Genomic DNA, 26,868 nt, shown 5'->3' with positions numbered 1-26,868 from the left:
GATCGGCAGCGCGCGCCCGGGGCGATGACCGCGCCCAAACGTCATTCTGGTGCAGTCCTCGCCCGGTACCCGCCGCCCCCGCGACCGTCTCCTCATCCGAGGCCGTGTCGCGTACCGCTGCGTTCTTTCGCGTCCGATCCATCTACCGCAGGGAGAACGCGTGAACGACACAGCTGTGTCTGTGAAGGGCCTCACGAAGGTCTTCGGGCGCAAGCCCAAGGAAGCCGCGAAGCGACTGAGCTCCGGAACGCCGAGATCCGAACTCGGCCCCGGGGTCACCGCGGCAGTCATCGACGCCACCTTCGACGTCAAGCAGGGCGAGATCTTCGTCGTCATGGGCCTCTCCGGCTCGGGCAAGTCCACCCTCATCCGCACGCTCAACGGCCTGCTCGAGCCAACCGCCGGCAGCATCGTCATCCACGGCACCGACCTCGCGACGGCCGACGCCGCCGAGGTGCGCAGCGTGCGACAGAACCACGTCTCCATGGTGTTCCAGCACTTCGCGCTCTTCCCGCACCGCACCGTGCTCGAGAACGCCGCCTTCGGCCTCGAGGTGCAGGGCGTCCCGCGCGCCGAGCGCCTCGAGCGTGCCCGCAAGGTCCTCGACCGCGTCAGCCTCGGCCAGTGGGCCGACTCGCTGCCGTCGGAGCTGTCCGGAGGCATGCAGCAGCGCGTCGGCATCGCCCGCGCACTCACGGCCGAGACCGACATCCTGCTCATGGACGAGGCGTTCAGCGCACTCGACCCGCTCATCCGCCGCGAGATGCAGGAAGAGCTCGTCGAGCTGCAGGCCGAGCTCGGCAAGACCATCATCTTCATCACGCACGACCTCAACGAGGCGATGTTCCTCGGCGACCGGATCGCCGTGATGCGCGATGGCGCGATCGTGCAGATCGGGACGCCGGAGGAGATCCTCACGGACCCGGCAAACGACTACGTCGCGCAGTTCGTGCAGGATGTGGACCGGGCGCGTGTGCTCACCGCTGGCAGCGTCATGGAGCCCGCCCGCGCCGTCGTCCCGCAGAGCGCAGGCCCCCGAGGGGCGCTGCGCGTCATGCGCGACACGCAGACCGGCGGGGCGTTCATCACGTCCACCGGCCGCAAGCTCGAAGGCGCCGTCATCGACCGCCACGTCATGCGCCTCGTGAAGGACGGCCAGCCCGACCTCGCGAGCGCCATCAAACGCGACATCGCGATGGTCTCCCCCGAGACGCCGCTCTCTGACCTGTTCGAGCTGTCGGTCGACTCGACGCTGCCGATCGCGGTCGTCGACGAGAACCAGCGACTCCTGGGCGTCGTTCCCCGCGTCACGATCCTCGCCTCCCTCGCGAACGTCCCCAGCACGACGGGCCTGCTCCCGATCATCGACCCCGTCACGAGCGTCAGCCCGGCGGATATCGCAGAGACCCTCGAAGGGAGCCACGCATGATCGCCGCCACCGCGCTCACGACCCTGCCCGCCACGTTCCGACTGCCCCTCGGTGACGGTGCAGAGGCGGTCGTCGACTGGCTGACCACTGCCCTCGACGGCTTCTTCGCCGTGATCCGCACCATCTTCCAGGGCATGTACGAGGGCGTCTACTGGGCCCTCGAGACGCCACCGTTCTGGGCGATCCTCATCGTCGTCGCGGCGGTCGCATTCTTCGCGAAAGGCTGGAAGCTCGCACTGGGAAGCCTCATCGGCTTCCTCATCATCGTGGGCGTCGACCAGTGGGAGAACGCCATGACGACGCTCGCGCTCGTGCTGGTCGCGAGCCTGCTCGCCATCCTCTTCAGCATCCCGCTGGGCATCTGGGCCGCGAAGTCCGACGCGGCCTCGAACGCCATCAAGCCGGTCCTCGACTTCATGCAGACCATGCCAGCGTTCGTATACCTGATCCCCGCGCTCATCCTGTTCCGCGTCGGCGTCGTGCCCGGCATCGTCGCGACGATCATCTTCGCCATGGCACCTGGAGTGCGCATGACGGAGCTGGGCATCCGCGGGGTCGACAAGGAAGTGGTCGAGGCAGGGCGCGCGTTCGGCGCGACCCCCGGCCGCATCCTGCGCCAGATCCAGCTGCCCCTCGCGATGCCATCCATCATGGCGGGCGTCAACCAGATCATCATGCTCGCGCTCTCGATGGTCGTCATCGCCGGCATGGTCGGCGCGGGCGGTCTCGGCGCGCAGGTCGTGCAGAGCCTCAACCGCATCGACGTCGCGCTCGGCTTCGAGGCAGGCATCGCGGTCGTGATCCTCGCGATGTTCCTCGACCGCGTGACGGCCGCCTTCGCCGGGCAGAAGCGACGCGTGCCGTCGTTCCTCCGCTCGAAGCGCACCCAGCAGCATGAGGCAGCGGATGCCGGCGAAGCGGTTGCCACGCACTCGATGCCGACCAGGGCCCCCATCACCACCACGGGCTGACCCGCCCCACGACTTCCATTCCCCAAACCAGAAACGAAAGGACGCACATGCGTACCAAGAAACGAATCATCACCGGGATCGCCGCAGCCTCCGCTGCCGCACTCGCCCTCACCGGATGCTCCGGCGACACCGCCGCCGAGACGCTCGAGAACGGCGACCAGGCCGACGTCACGATCGCCGTGTTCAACGGCTGGGACGAGGGCATCGCCGCGTCCGAGCTGTGGAAGGCGATCCTCACGGAGAAGGGCTACGACGTGGAGCTCGAGTACGCGGACCCCGCTCCCGTGTTCTCCGGCCTCTCCACGGGCGACTACGACGTGACGCTCGACACGTGGCTCCCCATCACGCACTCCGACTACGTCGAAGAGTACGGCGATGACATCGTCGACCTCGGTGCGTGGAACGACGAGGCGTCGCTGACCATCGCCGTCAACGAGGACTCCCCCATCACCTCGCTCGACGAACTGGCCGGGGCAGCCGACCAGTTCGGCAACACGATCATCGGCATCGAGCCTGGTGCCGGCCTCACGCGCGTCACGCAGGACGACGTCATCCCCGGCTACGGCCTCGAGGGAATGAACTACCAGACCTCGTCCACCGCTGCCATGCTCACCGAGCTGCAGACGGCGACGAACAACGGCGAGAACATCGTCGTCACGCTGTGGCGCCCACACTGGGCCTACGACGCGTTCCCCGTGCGCGACCTCGAGGACCCGCAGGGCCTGCTGGGCGACTCGGAGGGCATCCACTCGTACAGCAAGGCTGACTTCCAGGAGACGCACCCGACGGTCGCCGGCTGGCTGCAGAACTTCAAGATGGACTCCGAGCAGCTGTACTCGCTCGAGAACCTGATGTTCAACGAGAACGACACGGACGACTACGCGCCGCTCGTCGAGCAGTGGATCTCCGAGAACCAGGAGTACGTGGACTCGCTCACCGCGTAGGTTCCACGCTGCACACGGGAAGCGGGCTGCTCATGGAGCAGCCCGCTTCCTGCGTTCGTTCAGTCGGTGTCAGCCGTCACGCGCTGCCCTGACGGCCCCGGATGCGCTCCGGCAGCTCGGCCATCGTCTCGAAGGTCTCCGCGCCGGCGTCTTCGAGCCACGCACTCGGCGTGAGCCCACCCGCGAAGCCGTACGCGTGCATCCCGGCGGCCACTGCCGCCTGCACCCCGTACCTGCTGTCCTCGACGACGACGCAGTTCGCGGGGTCCACCCCCATCCGCTCGGCCGCGTGGAGGAACAGGTCTGGCGCCGGCTTGCCGTGCTCGACCTCGGTGGCGCTGAAGATGCGCCCCGCGAAGCGCGGGTAGAGGCCGGTGTGCCCGAGCGTCTTGCTGAGCTTCGCGTGGTCGCCGCTCGAGGCGACGCAGCTCGCGAGCCCGAGCTCATCCTGGATCACGCCGAGCGCCCTCGGCAGGCCCTCGACCGCTGTCAGCTCCGTGTCGAACGCGTGGAAGAGCGTCTCGCGCTGCAGATCGAACCATCCTTCCGGCACGGGCCGGCCGAGGCCCTCCTGCAGCTTCCTCTCGAAGGTCGCCTGCGAGGTGCCGAGGAAGCGGGAGACGTGCTCGTCCTGCGTGAGCTCCCACCCGAGTTCCGCGAGCATCTCGCGCTCGATGCGGACCGCGAGCACCTCACTGTCGACGAGCACTCCGTCGCAGTCGAAGATGACGAGTTCGACCGCGCTCATGCACCGGCCGCTGGCAGGGTGCGGGTCGCGATGAGCTGCTGGTACCAGCGGCCAGAGTCCTTCCACGTGCGCTCGAGCGTGTCGTAGTCGACGCGCAGGATGCCGAAGCGCATGTTGTAGCCGAACGCCCACTCGAAGTTGTCGAAGAGCGACCAGGCGAAGTAGCCGCGCACGTCGGCGCCGGCGTCGATGGCGTCCGCGATCGCCGCGATGTGGTCGCGGTAGTAGGCGACGCGTTCCGGGTCGTGCACGAGGCCGTCCTCGCCGACGACGTCGGGAAACGCCGCACCGTTCTCGGTGACCATGAGCGCCTGGCCGGGGTATCGCTCGGTGAGCGAGACCAGCAGCTCGGTGAGGCCATCCGGGAAGATACTCCACCCCATGGAGGTGTATGGCGCGCCCTGGTCGACGAAGTCGATGTCGGTGACGCCCACCCAGGGGCTCGCGGCGGACTCGCCGTGGCCGTCGTTGCGCGAGCGCTCCCCCACACCCAGGTACTTCTTGACGCGGAACGTCGTGTAGTAGTTGACGCCGAGCACGTCGATGCGCTGGTGGATGAGCTGCGTGTCGCCGGGGAGCACAAACGACCAGTCGGTCACGTGACGCGTGTCGTGGATGAGGTCATCGTCGTAGTGTCCGGAGAGCATGGGGCCGAGGAAGACGCGGTTGGAGAGCGCGTCGATCTGGCGGACCGCGTCGAGGTCGTCGGCCGAGTCGGGGTCGTCTGGGCGGATGACGTGGAAGTTGAGGGTCACCGAGACGACGGAGTCTTCTCCGACGGCGGCGCGGATGGCGCGCGTCGCGAGACCGTGGGCCAGGTTCAGGTGGTGGCACGCGGCGAGCGCTGCAGCGGGCTCGGTGCGACCCGGGGCGTGGACGCCGGACGCGTAGCCGAGGTAGGCCGTGCAGAACGGCTCGTTGAGGGTCGACCACGTGTGCACGCGGTCGCCGAACTCTGCCGCCATGCGGGCCGCGTACTCCGCGAAGGCGTACGCGGTGTTGCGGTTCGCCCAGCCGCCCTCGTCTTCGAGCTCCTGGGGCAGGTCCCAGTGGTAGAGCGTTGCGACGGGCTTCACACCGGCCGCGACGAGTGCGTCGAGCAGCTCCGAGTAGAAGCGGATGCCCTCCTCGTTGAACTCACCGGAGCCGCCCGGCTGCACACGCGACCAGGAGATCGAGAAGCGGTAGGCATCCAGTCCCATCTCCGTGATGGTCTCGACGTCGTCCTTCCACCGGTGGTAGTGGTCGATGGCGACGTCACCGGTGTCGCCGCCCTGCACCTTGCCCGGCGTGTGCGAGAACGTGTCCCAGATGGACGGAGTCCTCCCGCCCTCCGCCGCGCCGCCTTCGATCTGGTAGGAGGCGGTCGCCGACCCCCAGACGAAGTCGTCGGAGAAGGTTCGAGGGGAAGAGGCCGTGGTTGGTTCTGGCACGATGCTCCTTGGCTGAGTGGGTGGCGCGTCGTCGCGCACGCCCACTCTAGCGAGCCTCGTCAGTGCGCCTCGGCGCATTCCACAGGCACACGAGAAATGCACCCTCGTTCGAAAACGAAGGTGCATCTCTCGTGTGCTTGCGGCGGCGAGCTAGCTGTCGTAGCGCTTCTTGTACGGGCGGTCGCCCGAGTCGCGCGACGGGCCACGGTCGGGCGTCAGCTCGATGAGCTTGCCCGAGATGCGGGTGCCGGTGAGCTTGTCGAGCACGTCGTTCGACAGGTCGGCCGGCAGCTCGACCAGCGAGAAGCCCGGGCGGATGTCGATCGCACCGAAGTCGTCGCGGCTCAGGCCACCCTCGTTCGCGAGCGCGCCAACGATCTGGCGGGGCTCCACCTTGTGGCGCTTGCCGACCGCGAGGCGGTACATGGCCATCGGCTTGCCGTTGGAGCGCGAGCGACGCGGTGCGCGCTCTCCGCCACCACGGCTGTCGCCACGCGATCCGCCACGGCTGTCGCCGCCGCCTTCACGCTCGCGACGCTCCTTGCGCTCAGCCTGCTCGCGCTGGTTGCGCTCGAAGCGCTCCTTGCGCTCGGCCTCGGCGTCGAGCAGCAGCGGCGTTTCGCCCTGGGCGACGATCGCGAGGGCTGCTGCGACGTCGGACTCCGGCACGTTGTGGTTGCGCACGTAGTGGTCGATGATGTCGCGGAACTTCTCGACACGGTCGCTCTGCGTGAGCGCCTCGCTGATGGCGTCGTCGAAGCGCGTGAGGCGCGTCGTGTTGACGTCGTCGACGCTGGGGAGCTGCATCTGCGTGAGCTCCTGCTTGGTGGCCTTCTCGATCTGGCCGAGCAGGTAGCGCTCGCGAGGCGTGATGAAGCTGATCGCGTCGCCCGTGCGGCCGGCGCGGCCGGTGCGGCCGATGCGGTGCACGTACGACTCGGTGTCGGTCGGGATGTCGAAGTTCACGACGTGGCTGATGCGCTCCACGTCGAGGCCACGGGCCGCCACGTCGGTGGCGACGAGGATGTCGAGCTTGCCGGACTTCAGCTGGTTGACGGTGCGCTCGCGCTGCACCTGGGCGACGTCGCCGTTGATGGCGGCCGCCGAGTACCCGCGTGCGCGGAGCTTCTCGGCGAGGCCCTCGGTCTCGTTCTTCGTGCGGACGAAGATGATCATGCCCTCGAAGTTCTCGACCTCGAGGATGCGCGTGAGCGCGTCGACCTTCTGCGCGTAGGACACGATGAGGTACCGCTGCGTGATCGTCGACGAGGTCGTGGTCTTCGTCTTGACCGTGATCTCGGCGGGCTCGTTGAGGTACTTCTTCGAGATGCGGCGGATCTGCGACGGCATGGTCGCGGAGAAGAGCGCGACCTGCTTGGTGTCCGGGGTGTCGGCGAGGATCGTCTCGACGTCCTCGGCGAAGCCCATCTTGAGCATCTCGTCGGCCTCGTCGAGCACGAGGAACTTGAGCTCGCTCAGGTCGAGCGTGCCCTTCGACAGGTGGTCCATGATGCGGCCGGGTGTTCCGACGACGATGTGCACGCCGCGGCGGAGCGCGGAGAGCTGGACGCCGTAGCCCTGGCCGCCGTAGATGGGGAGGACGTGCACGCCGCGCATGCGCGCCGCGTACTTCTCGAACGCCTCGCACACCTGGAGGGCGAGCTCGCGGGTCGGCGCGAGCACAAGCGCCTGGGGCGTCTTCTGGTCGACATCGAGCTGGGCGAGGATGGGGAGGGCGAACGCGGCGGTCTTGCCGGTTCCTGTCTGGGCGAGGCCGACGACGTCGCGGCCTTCGAGGAGGGTGGGGATCGTCGCGGCCTGGATGGCGGACGGGGTCTCGTAACCGACGTCGCTGAGGACCTTGAGGACGGGCCCGTCAAGACCGAGATCGGCGAATGTAGGCGCGGCCTGGGCCTCTTCGGAGGGAGCCTCGGCCTCGGTCTGAACGGAAGAATTGCTAGAAGTCACGCTTTAGACTAGTCGTTTCTGTAGGATTTTGGGCGGTTTCAGCTCTGAGTATCGCATCAAGCACTGAACGAAGCAGGTCGGGGCGATCCGCGTCCCGCCCCCAGCGGACGAGCGCGTGGGCGTTGAGGCCATCGATCATGCCCAGGATCTGCCACGCGACCGCGTCCGGCTCGCGGACGCGGAACTCTCCGGTCGCGCTGCCAGCGACGAGGATGCGAGTGATGGCGGCGTGCCATCTGTCCATCTCGGCGCGCACTCCCTCGGCGAGCGTCTCGTTGCGACGCCCGAGCGACCATCCGTCGACCCAGACGTGGGTGACGGCGTCGCGGCTGCCGTCGAGGAGCGTCGCGACGAGCAGGTCGAGCCTGGCGGAGGCAGAGCCCACGGGCGCCAGCTCCACCTCGAGCTCGTCGAGCTCCCCGCCGACGATTGCGCGGAATGTCGAGGTGACGAGCTCGTCCATGTTCGGCTCGTAGTGGGCGACCAGGGCCGGTGCAACCCCGATGCGACTGGCGACGGCGCGCATGGTGACGCCGGCGAGCCCCTCTTCGAGCGCGAGGGCGGCCGCGGCCGCGGTGATGTCGGCGCGGCGCTCGGCGGCTGGCTTCCTGGTGGCTCTTGACACGATGTCCCGAGTCTACGTACTCTTCGAGCACTTGTTGATCACTTGATCAACAAAGGTGGCACCGAAACCTGGAGGACCCGGACATGGCCTGGAAGATGCCCGCTGAGACGGCGCCGCATGATCGCACATGGATGGCCTTCCCCCGCGAGGGAATCACGCTCGGCGACACCGCCGCACAGCGCGAGGCCGGGTACGCCGCCTGGACCGCGGTCGCCCACGCCGTCGCGCGCTTCGAACCCGTGACGATGGTCGTCGACCCCAGCGAGCTCACCCGAGCGCGCCGCATGCTCGGCGACGAGATCGAGATCCTCGAGGCACCCCTCGACGAGTTCTGGATGCGCGACATCGGGCCCACGTTCGTCGCCGACGACGAACGGCCAGGCGTGCTCGGCGCCGTCGACTGGATCTTCAACGGCTGGGGCGCCCCGGCCTGGGCCGAGTGGCAGAAGTCGGCTGGCATCGGCCGCATCGTCGCGGAGGCGAGCGGCGCGGAGCTCGTGAGCTCGCTCCTCGTGAACGAGGGTGGCGGCATCCACGTCGACGGCGAGGGAACGATCCTCGCGACTGAAACGGTGCAGCTCGATCCACGCCGGAATCCGCTCGCCGACAAGGCGCGCGTCGAGGCCGAGTTCGCTCGGACGCTCGGCGCGACCCGCACGATCTGGCTGCCGCGCGGCCTCGCCCGCGACTACGACGAGTTCGGCACGAACGGCCATGTCGACATCGTCGCGACGCTCACCGCTCCCGGCACCCTGCTGCTGCATGAGCAACAAGACCCCGAGCATCCCGACCACGCCGTGGTCGCCGAGTTGCGCGAGCATCTCGCCGGCCAGCTCGATGCTGCCGGCCGCCAGCTCGAGATCGTCGGCATCCCCGCACCGAGCACCCTGCGCGACGAAGACGGCTTCGTCGACTGGAGCTACGTCAACCACCTCGTGACGAACGACGGCGTCGTCGCCTGCGGGTTCGACGACGAGGCTGCGGATGCACGGGCGCGAGAAGTGCTCGAGTCCGTCTACCCTGGCCGCACGGTGGTGTCGGTGGATGCGCGAGAGCTGTTCGCTCGCGGCGGCGGCATCCACTGCATCACCCAGCAGCAGCCGAGCCTCGACACCCCGAGTGCCGACGGGGGCCCGCGATGAGCTTCGACGTCGTCGAGGCGGGCATCGCGCGGCTGCGCGCCGCCCTTGAGCACGGCGAGGCCACGAGCGAGGAGCTCGTCGAGGCGTACCTCGCCCGCATCGCGGCATACGACGCGGCGGGTCCCGCGCTGAACTCGGTCGTCGTCAGCAACCCGGCGGCGCTGGACGAGGCTCGAGCGTCGGATGCACGTCGCGCGGCCGGCGAGCTGCTCGGACCACTCGACGGCATCCCCTACACGGCGAAGGACAGCTACCTCGTCGAGGGCCTGACCGCCGCATCCGGCAGCCCCGCGTTCGCGGACCTCGTCGCGCAACGGGACGCGTTCACGATCGAGCGCCTGCGAGCCGGCGGCGCGATCTGCCTGGGCCTCACGAACATGCCGCCGATGGCCAACGGCGGCATGCAGCGCGGCGAGTACGGCCGGGCCGAGAGCCCGTACAACGCCCAGTTCCTGACGAGCGCCTTCGGGTCGGGGTCGTCGAACGGATCCGGCACCGCGACCGCGGCCAGCTTCGCGGCATTCGGCCTCGGCGAGGAGACCTGGTCGAGCGGGCGTGCGCCCGCGTCCAACAACGCGCTCTGCGCCTACACGCCGTCACGGGGCATCATCTCCGTGCGAGGCAACTGGCCACTCGTCCCGACCATGGACGTCGTCGTGCCCCACTCGAGGTCGATGGCCGACCTGCTCGAGGTGCTCGACGTCGTCGTCGCCGACGACCACGACACCCGCGGAGACTTCTGGCGAGCGCAGCCCTGGGTGCGGATCCCCCGTGCCTCCGAGGTGCGGCCGGCCTCGTACGCGGCCCTGCTGCCTTCGAACCAGGCGGATGCCCGCGCCACGCTCGCCGGCACCCGCATCGGGGTGCCCCGCATGTACATCAACGCGGACCCGGACGCCGGCACGTCCGAGGAGCCTGGCGTCGGAGGGCCGACCGGCCAGAAGATCGATACGCGTCGATCCATCATCGAGCTCTGGGAGGCCGCGCGCGCCGACCTCGAGGCGGCCGGCGCGACCGTCGTGGAGGTCGACTTCCCCGCCGTCTCCAACTACGAGGGCGACCGACCCGGAGCCCCGAAGATCTCCACGCGCGGTCTCGTCTCCCCCGAGTACCTGAAGCGCGAGATCGTGGACCTGTCGGCGTGGGGCTGGGACGACTTCCTCGCAGCCAACGGCGACCCGAAGCTGAACTCGCTCACGCAGGTCGATGGCGCCCGCATCTTCCCGCACCCCGACGGCGCACTCCCCGACCGCTACACGGGCTTCGACGATGACATCGCGACGTACCCCGAGCACGTGCGCGAGCATCCCGTCGCCTCGTTCACCGACATCCCGGAGCTGGCCGGCGGCGTTCGGGGCCTGGAGGAGACCCGTCGCGTCGACCTCGAGGAGTGGCTGCTCGCGCAGCGCCTCGACGCCGTCGCCTTCCCCGCGGTGGCCGACGTGGGGCCGGCCGACATGGATGTCGACGAAGCGTCGGCGGACCTGGGCTGGCGCAACGGCGTGTGGGTCGCGAACGGCAACCTCGCCATCCGCCACCTCGGCATCCCGACCGTGACCGTGCCCATGGGCACGATGGCCGACATCGGGATGCCGGTCGGCCTGACCTTCGCCGGCCGCGCCTACGACGACACGGCGCTCCTGCGGCTTGCCGCGGCCTTCGAGGCGACGGGCGAGCGCCGCACGGAGCCTCCGCGCACGCCCAGACTCTGAATCGCACCGGAGGTCTCGTGAGCCCGCGGCCGCTGCGGCTCCTGCGACCGCGCCTCAATGCAGACAGTTGTGGGGGGGGGGGGGGGCCCCACAACACGGGCGGCCCCCCCCCCCCACACCACCACACCCCCCCCCCCCGCCGTCCCTCGCTTCGCCTGGCCCGCCGCGCCCCCCCCCCCCGCCCCCCCCCCCCCCCCCCCCCCCCCCCCCCACAACTCTGCAACCACCGCGGCAAGCGGCGACGGAACCTCTACTTCTGCGGCTTGACGACCGCCAGCGCGCCGGTCTCCGCGAACTCCCGCTCGACGTCCACATCGGTTGCGCTTCCCGGCTTGTGCGTCAGCAGGCTGACGACGACCGAGACGACGAGGTTCAGGATGAAGCCCGGGATGATCTCGTACAGGTCGGTGCCGAGCGCTGACCAGATGAAGACCGTCGCGGCACCGGCGACCATGCCCGCCAGCGCACCCCAGTTGGTGAGCTTCTTCCAGTAGAGGCTGAGCAGGATGATCGGGCCGAACGCGGCACCGAAGCCAGCCCAGGCGAAGCCCACGAGCGCGAGGATCGAGTCGGACGGGTTGATGGCGAGCAGACCCGCGACGAGGGCGACACCGAGGACGGCTCCGCGGCCTGCGAGCACCAGCGTCTTCGCGCTCGGCTTCTTCTTGGCGACCACCATGAAGAGGTCTTCGACGAGGGCAGACGAGCAGACGATGAGCTGGCTCGAGATGGTGCTCATGATCGCCGCCAGCACTGCGGCGAGGATGAACCCGCTGACCAGCGGGTGGAAGAGGACCTGCGCCATGAGGAGGACGACCGTCTCGGGATCTGCGACATCGACGCCGTTCTCCTGCACGTAGGCGACGGCGACGAGCCCTGCGGTGACCGCGCCGAGGAGCGAGAGGAACATCCACGAGATGCCGATGCGACGACCGGCGATCGCTGAATGGGAGTCGCGCAGCGCCATGAAGCGCACGATGATGTGCGGCTGCCCGACGTAGCCCAGGCCCCAGCCGAGCGCCGAGATGATGCCGATGATGACGGGCCAGCTCAGCTCCTCGGGGATGAGGCCCGTGTGGTCGACGCCCGAGGCGACGATGGCCTCGCTGACCCCGCCGAAGCCGCCGAGCGAGATGATCGCGACGACCGGGATCGCGATGAGCGCGACCAGCATCATGAGGCCCTGGACGACGTCGGTGAACGTCGCGCCGAGGAAGCCGCCGAAGAGGGTGTAGGCGAGTGTGACCCCGGCGACGAGCAGCATGCCCGTCAGGTAGTCACCGCTGAAGCTGCTCTCGAAGAACACGCCACCTGCGACCATGCCGGAAGAGATGTAGAACGTGAAGAAGACGAGGATCACGACGCCGCTGGCGATGCGCAGCGCGCGCGACTTGTCGTGCAGGCGGTTCTCGAAGTAGCTCGGGACGGTGATCGAGTTGCTGGCGACCTCCGTGTAGGCGCGCAGGCGCGGAGCCACGAAACGCCAGTTGAGGTAGGCGCCGATGAGGAGGCCGATGCCGATCCAAGCCTCGAAGAGGCCGGAGACGAAGATGGCGCCTGGGAGACCCATCATGAGCCATCCGGACATGTCGGAGGCGCCGGCGCTCAGTGCCGCTGTCCCCGGGCTCAGACTGCGGCCACCGAGCATGTAGTCCTCGTGGTCCTTGGTCTGTCGGAAGGCGTAGAGCCCAATCCCCACCATGGCCGCGAAGTAGATCGCGAGCGCGATGAGCTGGAAGGTCAGATCGGACATGGCGGTGACTCCTTCTGGAAGCGACGTGCCTCCCCGTGTGGATGCACGACCTTCTCAGGGTTGCTGTCGAGAACGTGAACGACTAGCGAAGATACGCGAAAACGGCCTGTCGACGAAGTCGAGGGCACGCGGTCCGGCGACTAGTCTGGCTGCGGGGGAGGCGCCGCCGCGGCGCCCGATTTGGGGGAATCGCCATGCCGCGAGGGCGGATCATTGCTGTGCTCGGACCAGACGGATCAGGGAAGTCGACGGTCATCTCTGGCCTCGTCGCGCTCGAACCGGGCGTGCGCAGCGCGCACCTGGGACTGTGGACGCGCACGAGATGGAGCCCGCTCGAGCGCGTGCCGGGAGGCGGCCTCGCGCTTCGCCTCTGCCGACTCATCCGTGGCTCCTTCGCTGCCAGATGGCACCGGTACCACGGTCGCACGGTTGTGCTCGACCGGGTTGCGAACGAGCACGTCATCCTCGGTTCCGACGACCCGTCACTGGGCGGCCGGCTGCTGCGGGGCGCCAGCTCGCGCCTCATGCCGTCCCTCGACCGAGTGCTCATCCTGGATGCGCCGAGCGGCGTGCTGTGGAGTCGTGCCGGGGAGTTCGGGCCGGAGCAGCTCGAGCGTCAGCGCCAGCGGTACCTCGCCTTCGCGAGGCGCTGCGAACGGGCGACGGTGCTCGACGCCACGCGCTCGCCGGACGCCGTGGCGACCGAGGTGCGAGAGCTGGTTCGCACCACGTGACTGCCGACTCGCACGAGCCGCTCCTCCACGCGTGGCGCCGCAACGACTGGCGGTTCCTGACGGGTGTGCTCGAACCCGCTCACCTCGGCTACGTCGGTGATCTCTCTCCCGAGGCGCTCGCCGCGCTCCGTCTGCTGCAACCGGATGTCCGCGCTGTCGGCGGCATGGGGGCCGCCGACGACGGCACCTTCGACCTCGTCTTCAGCGTCTCCTCGTCTCCGCTGGACATCGCGAGGGGCGTCGCGGCGCTCTCGGAGGGTGGCGTCCTGTGCATCGAGGTCGGCGGGTCTCCGCTCAAGAGCCCCACGACGGCTCCACTCCGTCGCACGCTGCGACGGGCCAGACGCATTCCCGGAACGCTCGCCGTCGCACACTGGAGCGCCCCAGACCTCAGTCGCGCGGCGCGCTTCGTGCCCATGCACGATGCCAGGGCGCTCGACGCGACGCTCTCGCGGCACGACGGATCACCCACGCGGCGGGCGCTGTCGCTCGGGGCGCGTCTCGGCGCCAGGATGCACGCGCACTGGCTGTTCGCGCGTCAGGGCTACGTCGTGGTGCGCAGGGCGCGCGCGCCGCATCCGATCTTCGGCGACGCGCATCCCATCATCATCACGCCTCGCTTCGACACCTCGAGGCATGTCGTCGCACTGCATGAGGGCGCCGTCAGGGCCGACTCGTGGGTCGCGAAGATCCCCCGTCAGCCAGGGGACGATTCTGGCATCCAGCGTGAGGGCCACATGCTGATGGCGCTGCGGGGCGCAGCACCCGAGCTCGCGAGCTCGATCGCGCGGGTGGAGCGCCTCGCGACGATCGGCTCGACCAGCTATCTGCTTCGCGAGGCGCTCGACGGGGCCGCCCTCGACCCGGGGGCGGTCGAGCGCGACCACGACCTGGCCGTGACGATCGGCCTGCGGTTCATCGAGGCGATGCCGCGCACGCGAGAAGCCGCCGAGAACACCGACTGGTACGACGAGCTCGTCGAGACCCCACTCGGCCGCCTCGCTGCGCTCAGCGGGCGGGCGTCCATCACCCGCCTCGTGGAGCGCACGCACGACGCACTCGCCGGTGTACGTGCGCGCCCCGTGCCCGCCGTCTTCGAGCACGGCGACCTCGGCCACCCCAACGTGCTCCTCGCCGAGGCTGGCGAGCTGCGAGTGCTCGACTGGGAACGGGCGCGCGAGCACGGCCTGCCAGGGCACGATCTCGTCTTCTACCTGCAGTACTGCGCGGAGTCGGCGCGAGGTGCGTTCACCCGGGACGCGCAGCGGTCGGCGTTCGAACAGCTGTGGGTGCGCGGTGGCCACGGCAGGCGCCTGCTCGCCCGGCACCTCGAGCGGCACGGACTGGGCTTCGACGAGGCGTTCGTGCTGCTCGCCTGGGCGCGAACGGCCGCGACGCTCGCCGATCGCCTCGAGGCGCACGCCGATGCGGACGGCACAGCCGACCAGCTCATCGCCGCCGACCGGGACGTGATGCTGTGGGAGCATGCACTCGCCTGGCTCGCCCGCGACGGGCGCTGAGCTCAGGTCACCGACTCGCGGCGCCGAGGATGGCCAGGTACTCCCCCGCCGCGTCCTCCCAGGAGCGCATCGGCGTGCTCGCCCCGATCTGATGCCGGGACCGCGGCGCTGCCCTGACGGCCCGCAACAGGTCGAGGGTTCGTCCACCGAAGGACTCGGCCTCCGAGACGACGGTGAGGAGGGCGTGGTCCGGCTGCTCTCGGGCGGCGATCGGTGTCGCCACGACCGGTGTGCCCGCCGCGAGCGCCTCGGAGACGGAGTTGCGGATACCCAGTCCGGAGACGTCGGCGAAGACCGCGATGTCGCTGGCCGCGTAGACCTCCGACATGGACGGGACGTTGGCCAGCACCTGGACCCGGTCGGAGGCGAGCGCGAGGACCTCATCCACCGGGTTGCGGCCCGCGATGAGGATGCGCGCCGTGGGCTCCTGAGCCCACACGACGGGGGCGATCTCCCGCACGAGCCTGGTCGCCGATTCGATGTTCGGGGTGTAGTCGAGGCTTCCTGTGAAGCTCAGCGTGGGGCGCTCCGGGCGCCCGGCTCGCCGTTGCTCGGAGCCGGGGCCACGCGCGACGCCGTTGGGGATCGCCTCGACGTCGCGCTCGAGCTCGGTCCGCCAGCGTTCGGCGTCAGCCCGGCCGACGGTTGCCAGCGCGATGTGCCGTGGCAGATCACGCTCGCGGGCGAGGCGCGCTCTGGCCAGCGACCGCCGGTAGAGCGCGCGGGGCCCCGATGCCGCGACGGCTTCCATCTCCAGCCGGAACGACCACGGGTCGACGCTCTGGTAGGCGCAGGGCCCCACGACCGCATCCAGCAGCGACAGGAGGTGCGGCCCGTGCACGAGGGTCGCATCAGCGGCACGGGAGAGCTCTCGCACGACACGTCGTGAGCTGGCCGTCATGCGCCTGGCGGTGCCGACGGATTCGCGAGCGACGAGCGAGAGCATCTGCGCGTCTCGGAGGCCCCGCTGCGGGAGCTCGTGGATGCGACTCGCCCTCGCCCGCAATGTCTCGTCGACCGTATTCGAGCCCGAGAAGGTGACGATCTCCAGGCTCACGTGCGCGGGCATCGCGAGCGCCACATGGTACGGGATCAGGCTGCTGCCGTCACCGGTCCTGGCGTCGATCGTGGGCGTGGATTCGACGACGTAGAGCATCCTCATCCGGGTGATGATAGCGCGAGAAGTGAACCGCCCGACTAGACTGTGGCTCGCGGCGGGGGGCCGTGTTTCACGAGAGTCGGGGCGGGATGACACACGCGACGCGTTCCGCCGCGCCAGGTATCTGGTGCGGCGAGTTCGATCTGTTCAACAACGACGGGCTGCGGGGCCCAAGGCATGCAGGCGCGGGGCATCACCGCACCCGAGTGCTTGTGCGAGCGCACGGCAGGCCGCTCGGCTACCTGCATTTCGATGCCGCGCCGGACGCCGTCTCCTCCCGGGAGATCCGGGTTCGATCGGTGGACTCCTTCGGCGACTCCGTGAACGCCGATGCGCCCGAACCGATCGCCGATGCGCCGTTCGTGAGCGTCATCGTCTGCACGCGAGACCACACCGAGCTGCTGACCAGCTGCCTGGACCGCATCCAGGCGCTGGACTACCCGGACTTCGAGGTGCTGGTCGTCGACAACGCGCCGTCGACCGAGGAGACTCGCGAGCTCCTCGCGGCGATCTGCGCCTTGGATTCCCGGTTCCGGTACCTTCGCCAGGAGCGCGCGGGGCTCTCTGCGGCGCGCAACGCCGGAATTGCGGCGGCGCGCGGCGAGATCTTGGCGTACACCGACGACGACGTCCTTGTCGACCGCAATTGGCTGACCGAGATCGCCCGCACGTTCCGGGACGAGCCGGCCATCGGCTGCGTGACGGGTCTGGTCGCGACCGCGGCTATCGAGACGAACGCCGAAGGCTACTTCGATGCGCGCTCACCGTCGTGGTCGGGGCGCATGACCTCCGAGCGCTACGACCTCAGCGGACGCAACGACGGTTCGCCGCTCTACCCGTACTCGGCCGGCATCTTCGGCACGGGCGCCAACCTCGCGCTCGCACGCGAGGCCGTCGACCGTGTCGGCGAGTTCGACGAGGCGCTCGGCGCCGGCGCGAAGACGAAGGGTGGGGAGGACCTCGACATGTTCGTGCGCGTCCTTCGCGCCGGCTTCGCGATCGCATACGAACCCGCCGCGCTCGTCTGGCACCAGCACCGTGCGGACGATGACGCGCTCCGAGGCCAGCTGTACGGCTACGGCACAGGGCTCACCGCATTCCTGACGAAGTACCTGGCGAACCCGGCCACGTCGCTCGACATCGTGAGCCGCCTCTTCGCGGGCGTCAAGCGGCTGGCGAGCATCCGCACCGCCACCGAGGGGCGGATGCTCGACCACGTCGAGGCGCCGGCCGGAGCCTGGCAGGAGGAGGTGCGTGGCTACCTGGCTGGCCCTGTGCTCTACGCCAGAGCGAGGTTGGCCAGCCGGACACGGCAGGCGGGGCTCCGCAGATCGTGACGGATGCGCTGATGCTCCGCAGAGCCAAGCGCTCGGCCCCGGTGCGGTCAGCGCTCGCGTGCATCGCCGTCGGCACCGCGCTCGCGTACCTGGCGGGTCTCCTGCTCGGCCTCGACGAGGTGCGCGTCGGCGCGGGTGTGGCGTTCCTCTTCATCGGACTCGGGGCTGGGGTCTGGGCCCACGGTGCCCGCTTCTCGGCGCAATCCCGCGTGACGTTGACGGTCGTGACGGGCCCGACGGTGCTGGTGCTCGGGTCCATGCTCATGATGAGCACCACTGTCTGGGTGCCGACTCCCGCGGCGGCGGCACTCGCCACCGCCGCAGCCGTGAGTGGCGGTCTCGCGTGGTTCCGCGCGCGGCGTGACCTGACCCTGCACACGTCGTGGAGCGCTCGTCGCGCCGCCGGTCAGCCGGCGGACGACGCACCCGGCGCCGTCCCGATCGTGCTGATGGTCACCGCGATCCTCGGCGCGGCCCTCTGCATCGGCACGGTTGTCGCCACCGGCCCGGTGGAGCCGCAGTTCGGTGGCTTCCTCCACGTCCTCGGACTCCCGTGGGCGGTTGGCTTCCTGGCCGTGCTCCTCAGCCTCGTCTGCTCCCGCCGAGCCACGGAGCTCAGCTCCGCAGTCTCGGCGATCTCCCTGCTGGTCGTCGTCATGCTCACGACCGCCCTGCTCTACGAGGGCCCCCGCTCGCCGTCGAGCGTCAAGCACGTCGACCTCGTCGACCAGATCCTCACCTCGCACACGACGAACTCCTCCGTCGGCGTCTACAACGGCTGGCCCGGCTTCTTCAGCTCGATCGCGTGGGTCGCCGAGGCGAGCGGCCTGGAGGACGTCGTCGCCTTCGCCCGGTTCTGGCCGCTCATCATCGGCCTCATCCGCGTCGTCGTCCTCCGCGAGTTCCTGGGTCGCATCGTGCGGGACCCTCGCGCCGCCTGGATCGCCGTCGCGTTCTGCGTGCTCGTCGACACCATCGGCGCCGACTACTTCTCGCCGCAGTCGCTCGGCTACTGCTTCGCGTTCGCGATCGCCGCGGCCGTGATGTCGTCAGCGTCGGCCCGCGCGAGGGTCGCCATGATCCTGCCCGTCTCCTGCGCGCTCGCCATGACGCATCAGCTGAGCCCGTACATCGTGGGCCTCATGATCGCCGTCCTGGTGGCGTTCCGTGTCGTCAAGCCCTGGTGGCTGCCGGCGCTGGTGCTGGCTCCAGCGATCGTCTGGACCCTGCTGCATTCGGGTGCCGTCAGCGCGTTCCTGAACTTCGACGAGTTCGGTCGGGCCGGCAACTTCCTGCCGCCCCGCACCGTCGAGTCGATACCGCTCGTCCGCATCCCCGAGGTCTCGTGGTCGGTCTACGGCTTGGTCGGCGGCATCCTGCTGCTGGTCGCGGCGGCTGGCTGGGTCATCCTCGAGCGGATGCTCGACGCGGTCCTGCGGCGCGGTCGACAGCGTGAGAACCGGCCACCGCTCTCGCTCGGCCTCGCTGCGACAGCAACCACCGCGACGGGGCTCATCATCCTGGTCCTGACACCATACGGGCAGGAGGGCATCTTCCGAGCGGCGCTCTTCGGCATCCCATGGCTCGCGGGGCTGGCCGTCGCCGCGTTCGGCACCGACTCCGGCTGGCCCAGGCGATCGACGCTGGTCGCCTTCGCCCTCGCGCTGTCCCTGTGCTGGCTGCCCTCGTATTCGGCGCTTGACCGCATCCACTACGTGCACCCGAGTGACATCGAGGCCGTCAATCTCGTGACCCGAGATTCCAACGGGCGCGCCGACGGCCCGATCACCCTGCTGCTCGGCGACGGCGACCTCCCCACGTCCCCTCGCACGAACGACGAGAACGGCGACTTCATCGAGCGTCTCGAGCTGGGATTCCCCGTGCAGCAGCTCGCTCCTGACGCTTCGATGGACACCCATGTGGCCGACCTCACACGGTCGCTCGATGGCTACGTCGGCCCCTTCGACGCCGACGTGCCGGTCTACGCGCTCTGGTCTCCAGCACAGAGCGGTTTCGGTGAAGCCTACGCTCTGCAGACAGAATCTCAGTTCGCAGAACTTCGAGATGCACTCGGTCGAACCGGCTACTGGAAGCCGGTCTTCGAGAAGTCGGGAACTGTCGTCTTTCAGCTAGATGTCAGCGCTTATCAGGCCTGGCGCGCCAGCAATACGGCCTCCTGACGACATCTCTTGGCCCGGGCCAAAACGACTGTTAGGGTCGATCATGGCGACGCGCAGGGGGAACTGAGCGTCACCACCGACAAGTTTGGGGGAACTTGATGGAACGTACGTCTGCGCCCACGGTGACGATCGTCATCCCGGCGAAAAACGAAGCGTCGAACCTCGAGGTCATGCTGCCGCAGCTGCCTCGAGACCACGAGATCATCGTCGTCGACGCGAACTCGAGCGACGGGACGGCGGAGGTGGTCCGCCGCCTTCGGCCGGACGCGTCGCTCATCGCTCAGACCCGCAAAGGCAAGGGCAACGCGCTCTCCTGTGGCTTCGGCGCGGCAACGGGCGACGTCATCGTCATGTTCGACGCTGACGGCTCGGCCGACCCGATCGAGATCCCGCTGTTCGTCGACGCGCTCGTCGACGGCGCCGATTTCGCGAAGGGGACGCGCTTCCTGCCGGGAGGCGGCAGCGAGGACATCACCCCGCTTCGCCGTGCGGGGAACGCCGGGCTGAACCTGACGGCCAACCTCGCCTTCGGCACGAAGTTCTCCGACCTCTGCTACGGCTACAACGCGTTCTGGCGCGACATGCTGCCGGTGCTGGAGCTCCCGGAGCCCGGCGCCTCACAGCCGGACCTCATGCTCTGGGGTGATGGCTTCGAGATCGAGACGATCATCAACTGCCGGATGGCGGCGGCCGATGCTCGCATCCGCGAGGTGCCGAGTGTCGAGAGACGTCGCATCCACGGGGAGAGCCACCTGCGGACGTGGGCGGACGGCACGCGCGTGCTGCGCACGCTCGCCACCGAGCGCACGCGCGCTCGGGACGTGAAGCGCCGCTCGCGCGAGCTGGCGCACGTCTAGGCTCGACCCTGCACACGCTGCAAGCCTGTTCAAGGGGAGAACTCCGGGGGGAGCCAATGCCGACAGTTTCCGTGGTCATCTGCGCGTACACGGAGGACCGCTGGTCCACGATCGTGCGCGGGGCGTCGTCGGCGGTGGGCGGCTCGCTGGCCCCGGACGAGCTGATCGTGGTCATTGACCACAACCGTGCGCTCTTCGAGCGGGCGAAGCGGCACTTCGGTGACGCCGCGACCGTCGTCGAGAACAGCCGGCGCCGGGGGCTCTCCGGAGCTCGCAACACGGGAGTCGAGGTGGCGCGGGGTGAGATCGTCGCCTTCCTCGACGATGACGCGGTCGCCGATACGTCTTGGCTCGAACTGCTGGTCGCTCAGTATGTCGACGACACCGTCGTTGCCGTCGGGGGTTCCGCGCGACCCGCCTGGCCTGTGTCGAGACCACCGATGTACCCGACGCCGGGCTCCGCCCTCGATCCGACCGCGGGTCCCGGCGAGTTCGACTGGGTCGTGGGATGCACGTACCTGGGCCAGCCCACGAGTGCCAGCGAGGTGCGCAACCTCATGGGCTGCAACATGTCGCTGCGTCGCACGGCGATCATCACGGCTGGCGGCTTCGGCGAGGAGCTGGGCCGGGTGGGGCGCATCCCGCTCGGCGGCGAGGAGACGGAGCTGTGCATCCGGATCACCGCGGCGGACCCGCAGGCCAGGGTGATCTTCGAGCCGAGCTCGGCCGTTCGCCACGAGGTGGCGGCGGCGCGGGGCACCTGGGGGTACTTCCTGCGACGGTGCTACGCGGAAGGGCTCTCGAAGGCGTCGATCGCGCGCCTGCAGGGAGCGACGGCCGCCCTGTCGACGGAGAGGGACTACGTGCTGCGCGTGCTCGGCCGCGGGGCGTTGCGCGAACTCCGTGCTGGCCGTCTCCAAGGGGCGGCCGCGATCGTCGCGGGGCTCGGGATCACGGGCGTCGGCTACGTTCGCGGGCGCCTGGCGAGGGGAACAGGCGCGAGCGCGCATCGGGTGTTCGAGCCCACCGCCGCGCAGGCATGAGCGAGGACTCAGCCGGGTCTGCGCTCAATCCGCGCCAGCTGGCCCGCAGCGCGGCCCGCGGCGCTGCGATGCAGTCTGGGGCCGTCGCGGTCAGCCGTCTGGTGCTGCTCGCGACGACCGCCATCCTGGCCAGGTCGCTCACCCCTGATCAGTACGGGCTCGTGACGCTCGCGCTGGTCATCATGGCGTACGCCGAGACCGTCGCTGATGGGGGCATCGCGCAGGCGCTCGTCGTGCTGACGAGGCGCCCCTCGATCGTGCGGGCGTCGCTCGCCATCACACTCACTTTCGGCGCGTTGCTGGCCGTGCTCCTGGTCGTTCTCGCGCCGGTCTTCGCACTGTGGTTCAGGCAACCAGACCTCACGCCGCTCCTGCAGGCGTCCAGTCTTGTCGTCGTCGGGGCGTCGCTGTGCGCGGTCCCAGAGTCCCTGCTTCGCAGGGACATGCGCTTCAGCGCGATCACGACCGCTTCCATCGTCCGCGCCGTCGTGACGGGGACAGTGACCATGGGGCTGGCGCTCGGCGGCGCTGGGGTCTGGTCGCTCATCCTCGGTTCGATCGCCGCGTCGTTCGCGTACGCGATCTCGTGCTGGGTCGCGTTGCGCGATCGGACGCCGTTGCGCTTCTGGCGCTGGGGGAAGGCCGACCTGCGTGAGGTGACCGACTTCGGGCTTCCTGCCGCAGGCAGCCAGATCATCTCGCGCTTCAACTTCGAGGTCGACTACCTGATCGTGGCCGCGTTCCTCGGGACTGCCGCGCTCGGCACGTACCAGCTGGCCTTTCGGCTGCCCGAGTTCGGCATCGTGAACACGCTCTACATCCTGACGGCGGTCCTGTACCCGCTGTACGCGAGGGCGCAGAGCGACCCTGCGCTGCTGCAGCGCAGCTACCTGCTTGGGCTGCGCGTTCAGACGATCTTCGGCGTCACGGCCGGTATCGGGCTCGCGACCGTGGCGCCGGCGCTCGTGCCGCTGCTCTTCGGCGACGGTTGGCTCACGGTCATCGAGCCGCTCATCGTGCTGTCGCTGTATGCGGCGGTGCGGTCGCTGGGTTCTGGCATCAACGAGGTGTACAAGGCCATCGGGCGGCCCGGTCTCGCGATGCGGCTCTCCGCGGCGCAGCTCGTCGTGTTCGTGGCGGTGCTCATCGCCGGCGCGCACTACGGCGGCATCATGGGCGTCGCGGTCGGGCAGCTCCTCGTGGTGGCGGTCTTCGTCGTCGTGAAGCAGGCCGTCGCCATTCGCGTCATGGGCCTTCGCACCGTGGACGTGCTCCGCTCCTACGCGCCCGCGATGGTGTGCGGGTCGGCTGTCGCGGTCATCGGCTTCGGCTTCTGGCTGGTGCCGATGGATGCGACGTTGCGCGCCGGCATCACGATCGCCATCGCGACCACGCTCGTCTGGTGCATCCTGCGCTTCGGGTTCACGGTGACCTACAACGAGCTCATCGGTCTTTTGCGCCGCGAGCGCTAGCGACCAACGCGAACGCTGCCTGTGCTTCCACCCCTCGGGACGCCCCGGGAGGTTGCAAACACAGGCAGCGCGTACTCGAAGCGGCTAGTGGGCGCCGGGCTTCGGTGACTCACCTGCTGGCGCAGGGGTGGCAGCGGCGGTCACGGCCTTCGGCTTCTTCGGGAGGATGCGCCCGACGAGGAGCACGACGCCGACGACCACGAGGCCGACGATGAGTCCGACGATCGCGGAGATGAGGGTGTCGACGAGCCACACGACCACGGGGCCCGTGTTCATGAGCGCGTGCTCGATCTCGTGCAGCAGGTCCGCCGGCGCGTGGAAGCCGACCTCGCCGACGTTGATGATGACGAGGTGGCCGCCGACCCACAGCATGGCGACGGTGCCGACGATGCTGATGAAGCGGAACACGGCGGGCATGGAGCGGACGATGCGGACGCCGAGGTGGCGCGTGCGGCGGTCGCTGCGGGTCGCCATGTGCAGGCCGATGTCGTCGATCTTGACGAGCAGGGCGACGGCGCCGTAGACGAGGGCGGTCATGGCGAGAGCGATGACGACGAGCGCGGCGAGTCGCATCCAGAACCCGAGGTCGGGGTCGAGGTTCGACAGCGAGATGAGCATGATCTCGGTGGACAGGATGAGGTCGGTGCGTACCGCGCCGGAGATCAGCTTCTTCTCGTCGCGCGGATGATCCTCGTCGAGCGCATGGTGGTGCCCGAACCACTCGGTCACCTTCTCTGCGCCCTCGAAGCACAGGTACACGCCGCCGATGATGAGCAGGAACGGCAGGACCCATGGAGCGAACGCCGTCAGCAGGAGCGCGATCGGGATGATGATCACGAACTTGTTGAAGAGGCTGCCTTTGGCGATGTTCCAGACGACCGGCAGCTCGCGGGCGGGCGTGATGCCCTGCACGTACTGCGGGGTGACGGCGGCGTCGTCGATGACGACACCCGCCGATTTGGCTGAGGCCTTGAGCGCGGCGGTGAGGATGTCGTCGACGACGGCGAGCAGGCCAACGGGCACGGTGTTCTCCTAGGTGTTCTGTCGCCGCGCGGAACGCAGCAGACAGAGCATACCCGGGGTGTGCGAGAGCGGGCCGGTCCTGTGGAGACCCACGATTCGCGGCCGTAGGCTGGCCGGATGCGTGACCGTGCGGTGCCCAATCTCCCGTCCCGAGACTTCGACGCGCTGTACGCGGCCATCCTGGCGACGGGCGTACCTGAGACGCGTGTCGGGTTCCCCCGCCTGCATCAGGTCGCCCGAGAAACGTGGGGTGGCAGGGTCGGCTACCTCGTCGACATCGACGGCACGCAGCTCAACCTCATCGGAGAGCGGTGAGCAACCGTCCGATCGCGCAGCTGCCCGGTGCGGCTCGCATGCTGTGCCTCAGCCGCCGCGACGGCGAGATCTGCACGAGACGGGCCGGGCACGCCGGCCTGCACAACCGCACGGGCTCGAGCATCCTGTGGAGCGACGTGAACGCCGACCCGCCCCGGTGCGCTGGAAGCGGAACCCAGGCCGCCCCCGCGCCGCCGCTCGCCGACGGCTTCCCGCACGGCAGGGCGATCTGCCCGGCCTGTTTCGCGTTCGTGACACTTGAGGGCGGTGAGCTCGCCGAGCATGACTCCTGGCGCGGAGACATCAGCAGGGACGAAGCCGACCAGCGTCGCGAGTGGATGAACACGCACGGCTGGTGACGTCCGCTCTCCTGCGTACCCTCCGTGCTCAGTAGGCTCTGTGCTCAGGCCGAGCGATCCCCGAGGCGGCCCTCCCCCGAACCCTTTGGAGTGCGCCGATGAGCGGCCGAACCGACGACCCCGGACACACACCCGAGATATCCCGCTGGAGAGCCTTCTGGGAGCGGGGCGGGTGGTGGAAGGCCGTCGCGCTGGTTGTCGCCTACTACGTGCTGTACCAGCTGGGCGGGTTGCTGTTCCTGCCGTTCTTGGATGGCCTCGAGCCCAGCTCGGCGGGCGCGCTCATCGTGGGCTTCGCACTGCCGATCGCCCTGGGTGGCCTCCTCCTCGTGGCCTTCGCGATCTCGCTCGGGTGGCTGCGCGAGCTGTTCGCACCGCAGCCGATTCGGGGCAGGGGGTGGATGTGGATCGCCGTGGCCGTCGTGCTGGTCTTCAACGTGCTCCGGTTCGCGGCGCTCGACTACGACTCGGCCGGCCTGGGCCTGGTCGCGGCCTGGCTGGTCACGGGGTTGTGCATCGGCTTCGCCGAGGAGGTGCTGACCCGCGGGTACGTCGTGAACCTCATGCGCAAGGCGGGCCATTCGGAGATCGCGACGGCGCTCGTGTCAGCTGCGCTCTTCGCCGCGATGCACTCCGGCAATCTGCTCGATGGGCAGGATCTCGTCACGACGGCGGTCCAGGTGCTCTACACGTTCGCGTTCGGCATCTGCATGTACCTCGCGCTCCGTGTCACAGGCAGCCTGATCTGGCCGATCCTCCTGCACGCGAGCACTGACCCCAGCATCTTCCTGCTCACCGCGCACCCTGGCACCGGGCCGCTCACGGCGTTCGCGGGGCTCGGCAACATCGCGGTCATCCTCTTCGGTCTCCTGGCGATCATCTTCATCCGCGGGCGGATCACCGCGGCTTCGTCGACTTCCTTCGACCACGAGGCAGAGCCGTCGCGATGAGGGCAGCAGAAAGGCCCCGGCTCCCTTGCAAACGCAGGGAAGTCGGGGCCTTTCGAGTGGCGGTGACGGTGGGATTTGAACCCACGGTAGAGTCGCCCCTACACAACATTTCGAGTGTTGCACCTTCGGCCGCTCGGACACGTCACCGTGGGGAATCTTAGTACGACCCATGGGGTCGAATGCAAATCGGCGGTCGACGACGGCGCGTCAGGCCGGCCCCTGGGGTTGGACAAGGCGCAGCGCGCCCGGGTCCACCCGCACATCGAGCGTGCACGCGTGCTGGTCCGGCCCGCGCAGCTCCTCCCCGTCGGCGTACACGAGAACGCCGGCCGGCACCTGCACGCGGATGCGCCGCATCCGCTCGAAGGAGACGGCGGGCAGCCGCGTGTGCAGGCCCACCATCGCGAGGGGAAACAGCGTGAGCAGACCGAGCTTCGAGAGCCGTCCGACGACGACGAGGTCGAGGGCGCCGTCGTCGATGACCGCGTGAGGCGCGACCCTGATGCCGCCGCCGATCGAGGACCCGTTCAAGATCGCGAGCAGCTCGGCGGCGACGGCGCGCGTGGGACCACCGTCGACCGAGACGCCGAATTCGAGAGGCGAGAAGCTCCGCACCGAATCCAGCAGGGCGGCGATGTAGCGAGCGGTGCCGGGCAGGCGCCGGAGTTCGTTCGCTCGGCGGTTCACAACGGCGTCGAAGCCGATGTTCACCGAGTTCAGGGCAACGTGCTCGACACCGTCGAGAGCAAGGCGCACCACGTCGACCTCGCGAACGCCGGCGTCACCGGTGCGCAGGGCTGTCAGCATCCGCTCAATTCCGACGGCGGGGGCATCCCGCCTGATCCCGGCGCCGCGCGCGAAGTCGTTGCCCGTGCCGGCCGGCACGATCCCGAGCGGCGCTCCCGTGCCCGCGACGAGACCCGCCCCCAGAGAGACCATGCCGTCGCCGCCCATCACGACCAGCGCATCCACGCCGCCCGGATGCGCGAGCTCGGCGACGGCGCGGCCCCGGAGCTCCGGCATGGAGCCGGCGGTCACCAGCACCACCTCGAGGTCGGGCAGCTGGCCACCGCCCACTCCCCCGGCGAGCCTGCGCCCGAGGTCTGCGGGCACGCCCCGCCCCGCCGACGGGTTCACGGCGTACACCACGCGACGCGCTGACACGCTCTGATACTGCCCGAACCGGGCGGCGCG

General features: G+C 69.3%; 23 protein-coding genes and 1 tRNA gene. 15 read left to right on the top strand and 9 right to left on the bottom strand.

Annotation, left to right across the window (positions count from 1 at the left end; genetic code table 11):
* Positions 1 to 160: 160 nt before the first annotated feature.
* The 3 genes from F8O03_RS02595 to F8O03_RS02585 are packed head-to-tail and all read left to right on the top strand — an operon-like array spanning position 161 to position 3,344.
* Positions 161 to 1,429: a quaternary amine ABC transporter ATP-binding protein gene (locus F8O03_RS02595; protein ID WP_151422256.1), complete on the top strand. Its 1,269-nt coding sequence runs from the start codon at positions 161 to 163 to the stop codon at positions 1,427 to 1,429.
* Positions 1,426 to 2,400, top strand: a complete 975-nt coding sequence (locus tag F8O03_RS02590) for an ABC transporter permease (RefSeq protein ID WP_104251881.1) — start codon at positions 1,426 to 1,428, stop codon at positions 2,398 to 2,400. Before F8O03_RS02595 ends, F8O03_RS02590 begins: the two co-directional genes overlap by 4 nt.
* A 47-nt stretch (positions 2,401 to 2,447) precedes the next feature.
* Entirely contained in the window at positions 2,448 to 3,344 is an 897-nt protein-coding gene (locus tag F8O03_RS02585; RefSeq protein WP_104251880.1) for a glycine betaine ABC transporter substrate-binding protein, read from the top strand.
* A gap of 76 nt (positions 3,345 to 3,420) precedes the next feature.
* On the opposite strand, the gene F8O03_RS02580 is transcribed toward F8O03_RS02585, so the two are convergent.
* The 4 genes from F8O03_RS02580 to F8O03_RS02565 form a co-directional block, all read right to left on the bottom strand.
* Positions 3,421 to 4,092, bottom strand: coding sequence for an HAD family hydrolase (locus F8O03_RS02580; protein ID WP_151422255.1), 672 nt, complete (start codon positions 4,090 to 4,092; stop codon positions 3,421 to 3,423).
* Positions 4,089 to 5,603: a GH1 family beta-glucosidase gene (locus F8O03_RS02575; RefSeq protein WP_151422254.1), complete on the bottom strand. Its 1,515-nt coding sequence runs from the start codon at positions 5,601 to 5,603 to the stop codon at positions 4,089 to 4,091. The genes F8O03_RS02580 and F8O03_RS02575 overlap by 4 nt, the downstream gene beginning before the upstream one ends.
* Positions 5,604 to 5,675: 72 nt before the next feature.
* Positions 5,676 to 7,493, bottom strand: coding sequence for a DEAD/DEAH box helicase (locus F8O03_RS02570; RefSeq protein WP_104251876.1), 1,818 nt, complete (start codon positions 7,491 to 7,493; stop codon positions 5,676 to 5,678).
* Positions 7,483 to 8,118, bottom strand: coding sequence for a TetR/AcrR family transcriptional regulator (locus F8O03_RS02565; protein ID WP_151422253.1), 636 nt, complete (start codon positions 8,116 to 8,118; stop codon positions 7,483 to 7,485). The genes F8O03_RS02570 and F8O03_RS02565 overlap by 11 nt, the downstream gene beginning before the upstream one ends.
* 83 nt (positions 8,119 to 8,201) lie before the next feature.
* On the opposite strand from F8O03_RS02565, the gene F8O03_RS02560 reads away from it, so the two are divergent.
* Both F8O03_RS02560 and F8O03_RS02555 read left to right on the top strand, forming a co-directional pair.
* On the top strand, positions 8,202 to 9,260 hold the full coding sequence (locus F8O03_RS02560; protein ID WP_151422252.1) for an agmatine deiminase family protein: 1,059 nt from the start codon (positions 8,202 to 8,204) through the stop codon (positions 9,258 to 9,260).
* Positions 9,257 to 10,972: an amidase gene (locus tag F8O03_RS02555; RefSeq protein ID WP_151422251.1), complete on the top strand. Its 1,716-nt coding sequence runs from the start codon at positions 9,257 to 9,259 to the stop codon at positions 10,970 to 10,972. Before F8O03_RS02560 ends, F8O03_RS02555 begins: the two co-directional genes overlap by 4 nt.
* 250 nt (positions 10,973 to 11,222) lie before the next feature.
* Here the strand turns inward: F8O03_RS02555 and putP are convergent, their stop codons facing one another.
* Entirely contained in the window at positions 11,223 to 12,725 is a 1,503-nt protein-coding gene (gene putP / locus F8O03_RS02545) for a sodium/proline symporter PutP (protein ID WP_104251872.1), read from the bottom strand.
* A gap of 218 nt (positions 12,726 to 12,943) precedes the next feature.
* Here putP and F8O03_RS02540 point away from each other — a divergent pair, with 218 nt between their 5' ends.
* Positions 12,944 to 13,459 carry a dTMP kinase gene (locus F8O03_RS02540; RefSeq protein WP_151422250.1) on the top strand — a complete coding sequence of 172 codons (516 nt, stop codon included), beginning with the start codon at positions 12,944 to 12,946 and terminating at the stop codon, positions 13,457 to 13,459.
* Positions 13,456 to 14,979, top strand: a complete 1,524-nt coding sequence (locus tag F8O03_RS02535; RefSeq protein ID WP_151422249.1) for an aminoglycoside phosphotransferase family protein — start codon at positions 13,456 to 13,458, stop codon at positions 14,977 to 14,979. Before F8O03_RS02540 ends, F8O03_RS02535 begins: the two co-directional genes overlap by 4 nt.
* A gap of 7 nt (positions 14,980 to 14,986) precedes the next feature.
* Here F8O03_RS02535 and F8O03_RS02530 read toward each other — a convergent pair whose 3' ends face one another.
* A complete protein-coding gene (locus F8O03_RS02530; protein ID WP_151422248.1) occupies positions 14,987 to 16,141 on the bottom strand; it encodes a glycosyltransferase in 1,155 nt (384 codons plus the stop codon).
* 86 nt (positions 16,142 to 16,227) lie between these two features.
* On the opposite strand from F8O03_RS02530, the gene F8O03_RS02525 reads away from it, so the two are divergent.
* The 5 genes from F8O03_RS02525 (at position 16,228) to F8O03_RS02505 (ending at position 23,027) form a co-directional block, all read left to right on the top strand.
* Positions 16,228 to 17,475 (top strand): glycosyltransferase family 2 protein, encoded by a 1,248-nt coding sequence (locus tag F8O03_RS02525; protein WP_151422247.1) that lies wholly within the window; start codon positions 16,228 to 16,230, stop codon positions 17,473 to 17,475.
* Between the two features lie 11 nt (positions 17,476 to 17,486).
* Positions 17,487 to 19,655: a hypothetical protein gene (locus F8O03_RS02520; protein ID WP_151422246.1), complete on the top strand. Its 2,169-nt coding sequence runs from the start codon at positions 17,487 to 17,489 to the stop codon at positions 19,653 to 19,655.
* A gap of 98 nt (positions 19,656 to 19,753) precedes the next feature.
* Complete coding sequence (locus F8O03_RS02515) at positions 19,754 to 20,512, top strand: glycosyltransferase family 2 protein (RefSeq protein ID WP_151422245.1); 759 nt, start codon at positions 19,754 to 19,756, stop codon at positions 20,510 to 20,512.
* 56 nt (positions 20,513 to 20,568) lie between these two features.
* Complete coding sequence (locus F8O03_RS02510) at positions 20,569 to 21,555, top strand: glycosyltransferase family 2 protein (protein ID WP_151422244.1); 987 nt, start codon at positions 20,569 to 20,571, stop codon at positions 21,553 to 21,555.
* Positions 21,552 to 23,027, top strand: a complete 1,476-nt coding sequence (locus tag F8O03_RS02505) for a lipopolysaccharide biosynthesis protein (protein ID WP_151422243.1) — start codon at positions 21,552 to 21,554, stop codon at positions 23,025 to 23,027. Before F8O03_RS02510 ends, F8O03_RS02505 begins: the two co-directional genes overlap by 4 nt.
* Before the next feature lie 84 nt (positions 23,028 to 23,111).
* On the opposite strand, the gene F8O03_RS02500 is transcribed toward F8O03_RS02505, so the two are convergent.
* Complete coding sequence (locus F8O03_RS02500) at positions 23,112 to 24,050, bottom strand: DUF808 domain-containing protein (RefSeq protein WP_151422242.1); 939 nt, start codon at positions 24,048 to 24,050, stop codon at positions 23,112 to 23,114.
* Between the two features lie 117 nt (positions 24,051 to 24,167).
* On the opposite strand from F8O03_RS02500, the gene F8O03_RS02495 reads away from it, so the two are divergent.
* The 3 genes from F8O03_RS02495 to F8O03_RS02485 all read left to right on the top strand — a co-directional run bounded on the left by F8O03_RS02495 (position 24,168) and on the right by F8O03_RS02485 (position 25,674).
* The gene (locus tag F8O03_RS02495) at positions 24,168 to 24,365 is read left to right on the top strand and encodes a VOC family protein (RefSeq protein WP_151422241.1); all 198 of its coding nucleotides are present in this window, start codon (positions 24,168 to 24,170) and stop codon (positions 24,363 to 24,365) included.
* Positions 24,362 to 24,724 carry a hypothetical protein gene (locus F8O03_RS18355; RefSeq protein WP_244295845.1) on the top strand — a complete coding sequence of 121 codons (363 nt, stop codon included), beginning with the start codon at positions 24,362 to 24,364 and terminating at the stop codon, positions 24,722 to 24,724. The genes F8O03_RS02495 and F8O03_RS18355 overlap by 4 nt, the downstream gene beginning before the upstream one ends.
* 98 nt (positions 24,725 to 24,822) lie before the next feature.
* Positions 24,823 to 25,674, top strand: coding sequence for a CPBP family intramembrane glutamic endopeptidase (locus tag F8O03_RS02485; RefSeq protein WP_151422240.1), 852 nt, complete (start codon positions 24,823 to 24,825; stop codon positions 25,672 to 25,674).
* A gap of 57 nt (positions 25,675 to 25,731) precedes the next feature.
* Here the strand turns inward: F8O03_RS02485 and F8O03_RS02480 are convergent.
* Both F8O03_RS02480 and F8O03_RS02475 read right to left on the bottom strand, forming a co-directional pair.
* Positions 25,732 to 25,821: transfer RNA gene (locus tag F8O03_RS02480), tRNA-Ser, on the bottom strand.
* A gap of 60 nt (positions 25,822 to 25,881) precedes the next feature.
* Positions 25,882 to 26,838: a diacylglycerol/lipid kinase family protein gene (locus F8O03_RS02475; protein ID WP_151422239.1), complete on the bottom strand. Its 957-nt coding sequence runs from the start codon at positions 26,836 to 26,838 to the stop codon at positions 25,882 to 25,884.
* Between the last annotated feature and the right edge of the window lie 30 nt (positions 26,839 to 26,868).

Origin of the sequence: Pseudoclavibacter terrae, from assembly GCF_008831075.1 — a bacterium.
Taxonomy (GTDB): domain Bacteria; phylum Actinomycetota; class Actinomycetes; order Actinomycetales; family Microbacteriaceae; genus Pseudoclavibacter; species Pseudoclavibacter terrae.
This window is presented reverse-complemented; position numbering and strand designations above follow the sequence as displayed.

Bases quoted from the DNA above. Each gene is read 5' to 3' on its own strand.
- F8O03_RS02530 (WP_151422248.1), bottom strand. From the start codon at position 16,141: ATGAGGATGCTCTACGTCGTCGAATCCACGCCCACGATCGACGCCAGG.
- F8O03_RS02485 (WP_151422240.1), top strand. From the start codon at position 24,823: ATGAGCGGCCGAACCGACGACCCCGGACACACACCCGAGATATCCCGC.
- F8O03_RS02560 (WP_151422252.1), top strand. From the start codon at position 8,202: ATGGCCTGGAAGATGCCCGCTGAGACGGCGCCGCATGATCGCACATGG.
- F8O03_RS02495 (WP_151422241.1), top strand. From the start codon at position 24,168: ATGCGTGACCGTGCGGTGCCCAATCTCCCGTCCCGAGACTTCGACGCG.
- F8O03_RS02575 (WP_151422254.1), bottom strand. From the start codon at position 5,603: ATGCGCCGAGGCGCACTGACGAGGCTCGCTAGAGTGGGCGTGCGCGAC.
- F8O03_RS02580 (WP_151422255.1), bottom strand. From the start codon at position 4,092: ATGAGCGCGGTCGAACTCGTCATCTTCGACTGCGACGGAGTGCTCGTC.
- F8O03_RS02520 (WP_151422246.1), top strand. From the start codon at position 17,487: ATGCTCCGCAGAGCCAAGCGCTCGGCCCCGGTGCGGTCAGCGCTCGCG.
- F8O03_RS02505 (WP_151422243.1), top strand. From the start codon at position 21,552: ATGAGCGAGGACTCAGCCGGGTCTGCGCTCAATCCGCGCCAGCTGGCC.
- F8O03_RS02510 (WP_151422244.1), top strand. From the start codon at position 20,569: ATGCCGACAGTTTCCGTGGTCATCTGCGCGTACACGGAGGACCGCTGG.
- F8O03_RS02515 (WP_151422245.1), top strand. From the start codon at position 19,754: ATGGAACGTACGTCTGCGCCCACGGTGACGATCGTCATCCCGGCGAAA.
- putP (WP_104251872.1), bottom strand. From the start codon at position 12,725: ATGTCCGATCTGACCTTCCAGCTCATCGCGCTCGCGATCTACTTCGCG.
- F8O03_RS02585 (WP_104251880.1), top strand. From the start codon at position 2,448: ATGCGTACCAAGAAACGAATCATCACCGGGATCGCCGCAGCCTCCGCT.
- F8O03_RS02555 (WP_151422251.1), top strand. From the start codon at position 9,257: ATGAGCTTCGACGTCGTCGAGGCGGGCATCGCGCGGCTGCGCGCCGCC.
- F8O03_RS02590 (WP_104251881.1), top strand. From the start codon at position 1,426: ATGATCGCCGCCACCGCGCTCACGACCCTGCCCGCCACGTTCCGACTG.
- F8O03_RS02525 (WP_151422247.1), top strand. From the start codon at position 16,228: ATGACACACGCGACGCGTTCCGCCGCGCCAGGTATCTGGTGCGGCGAG.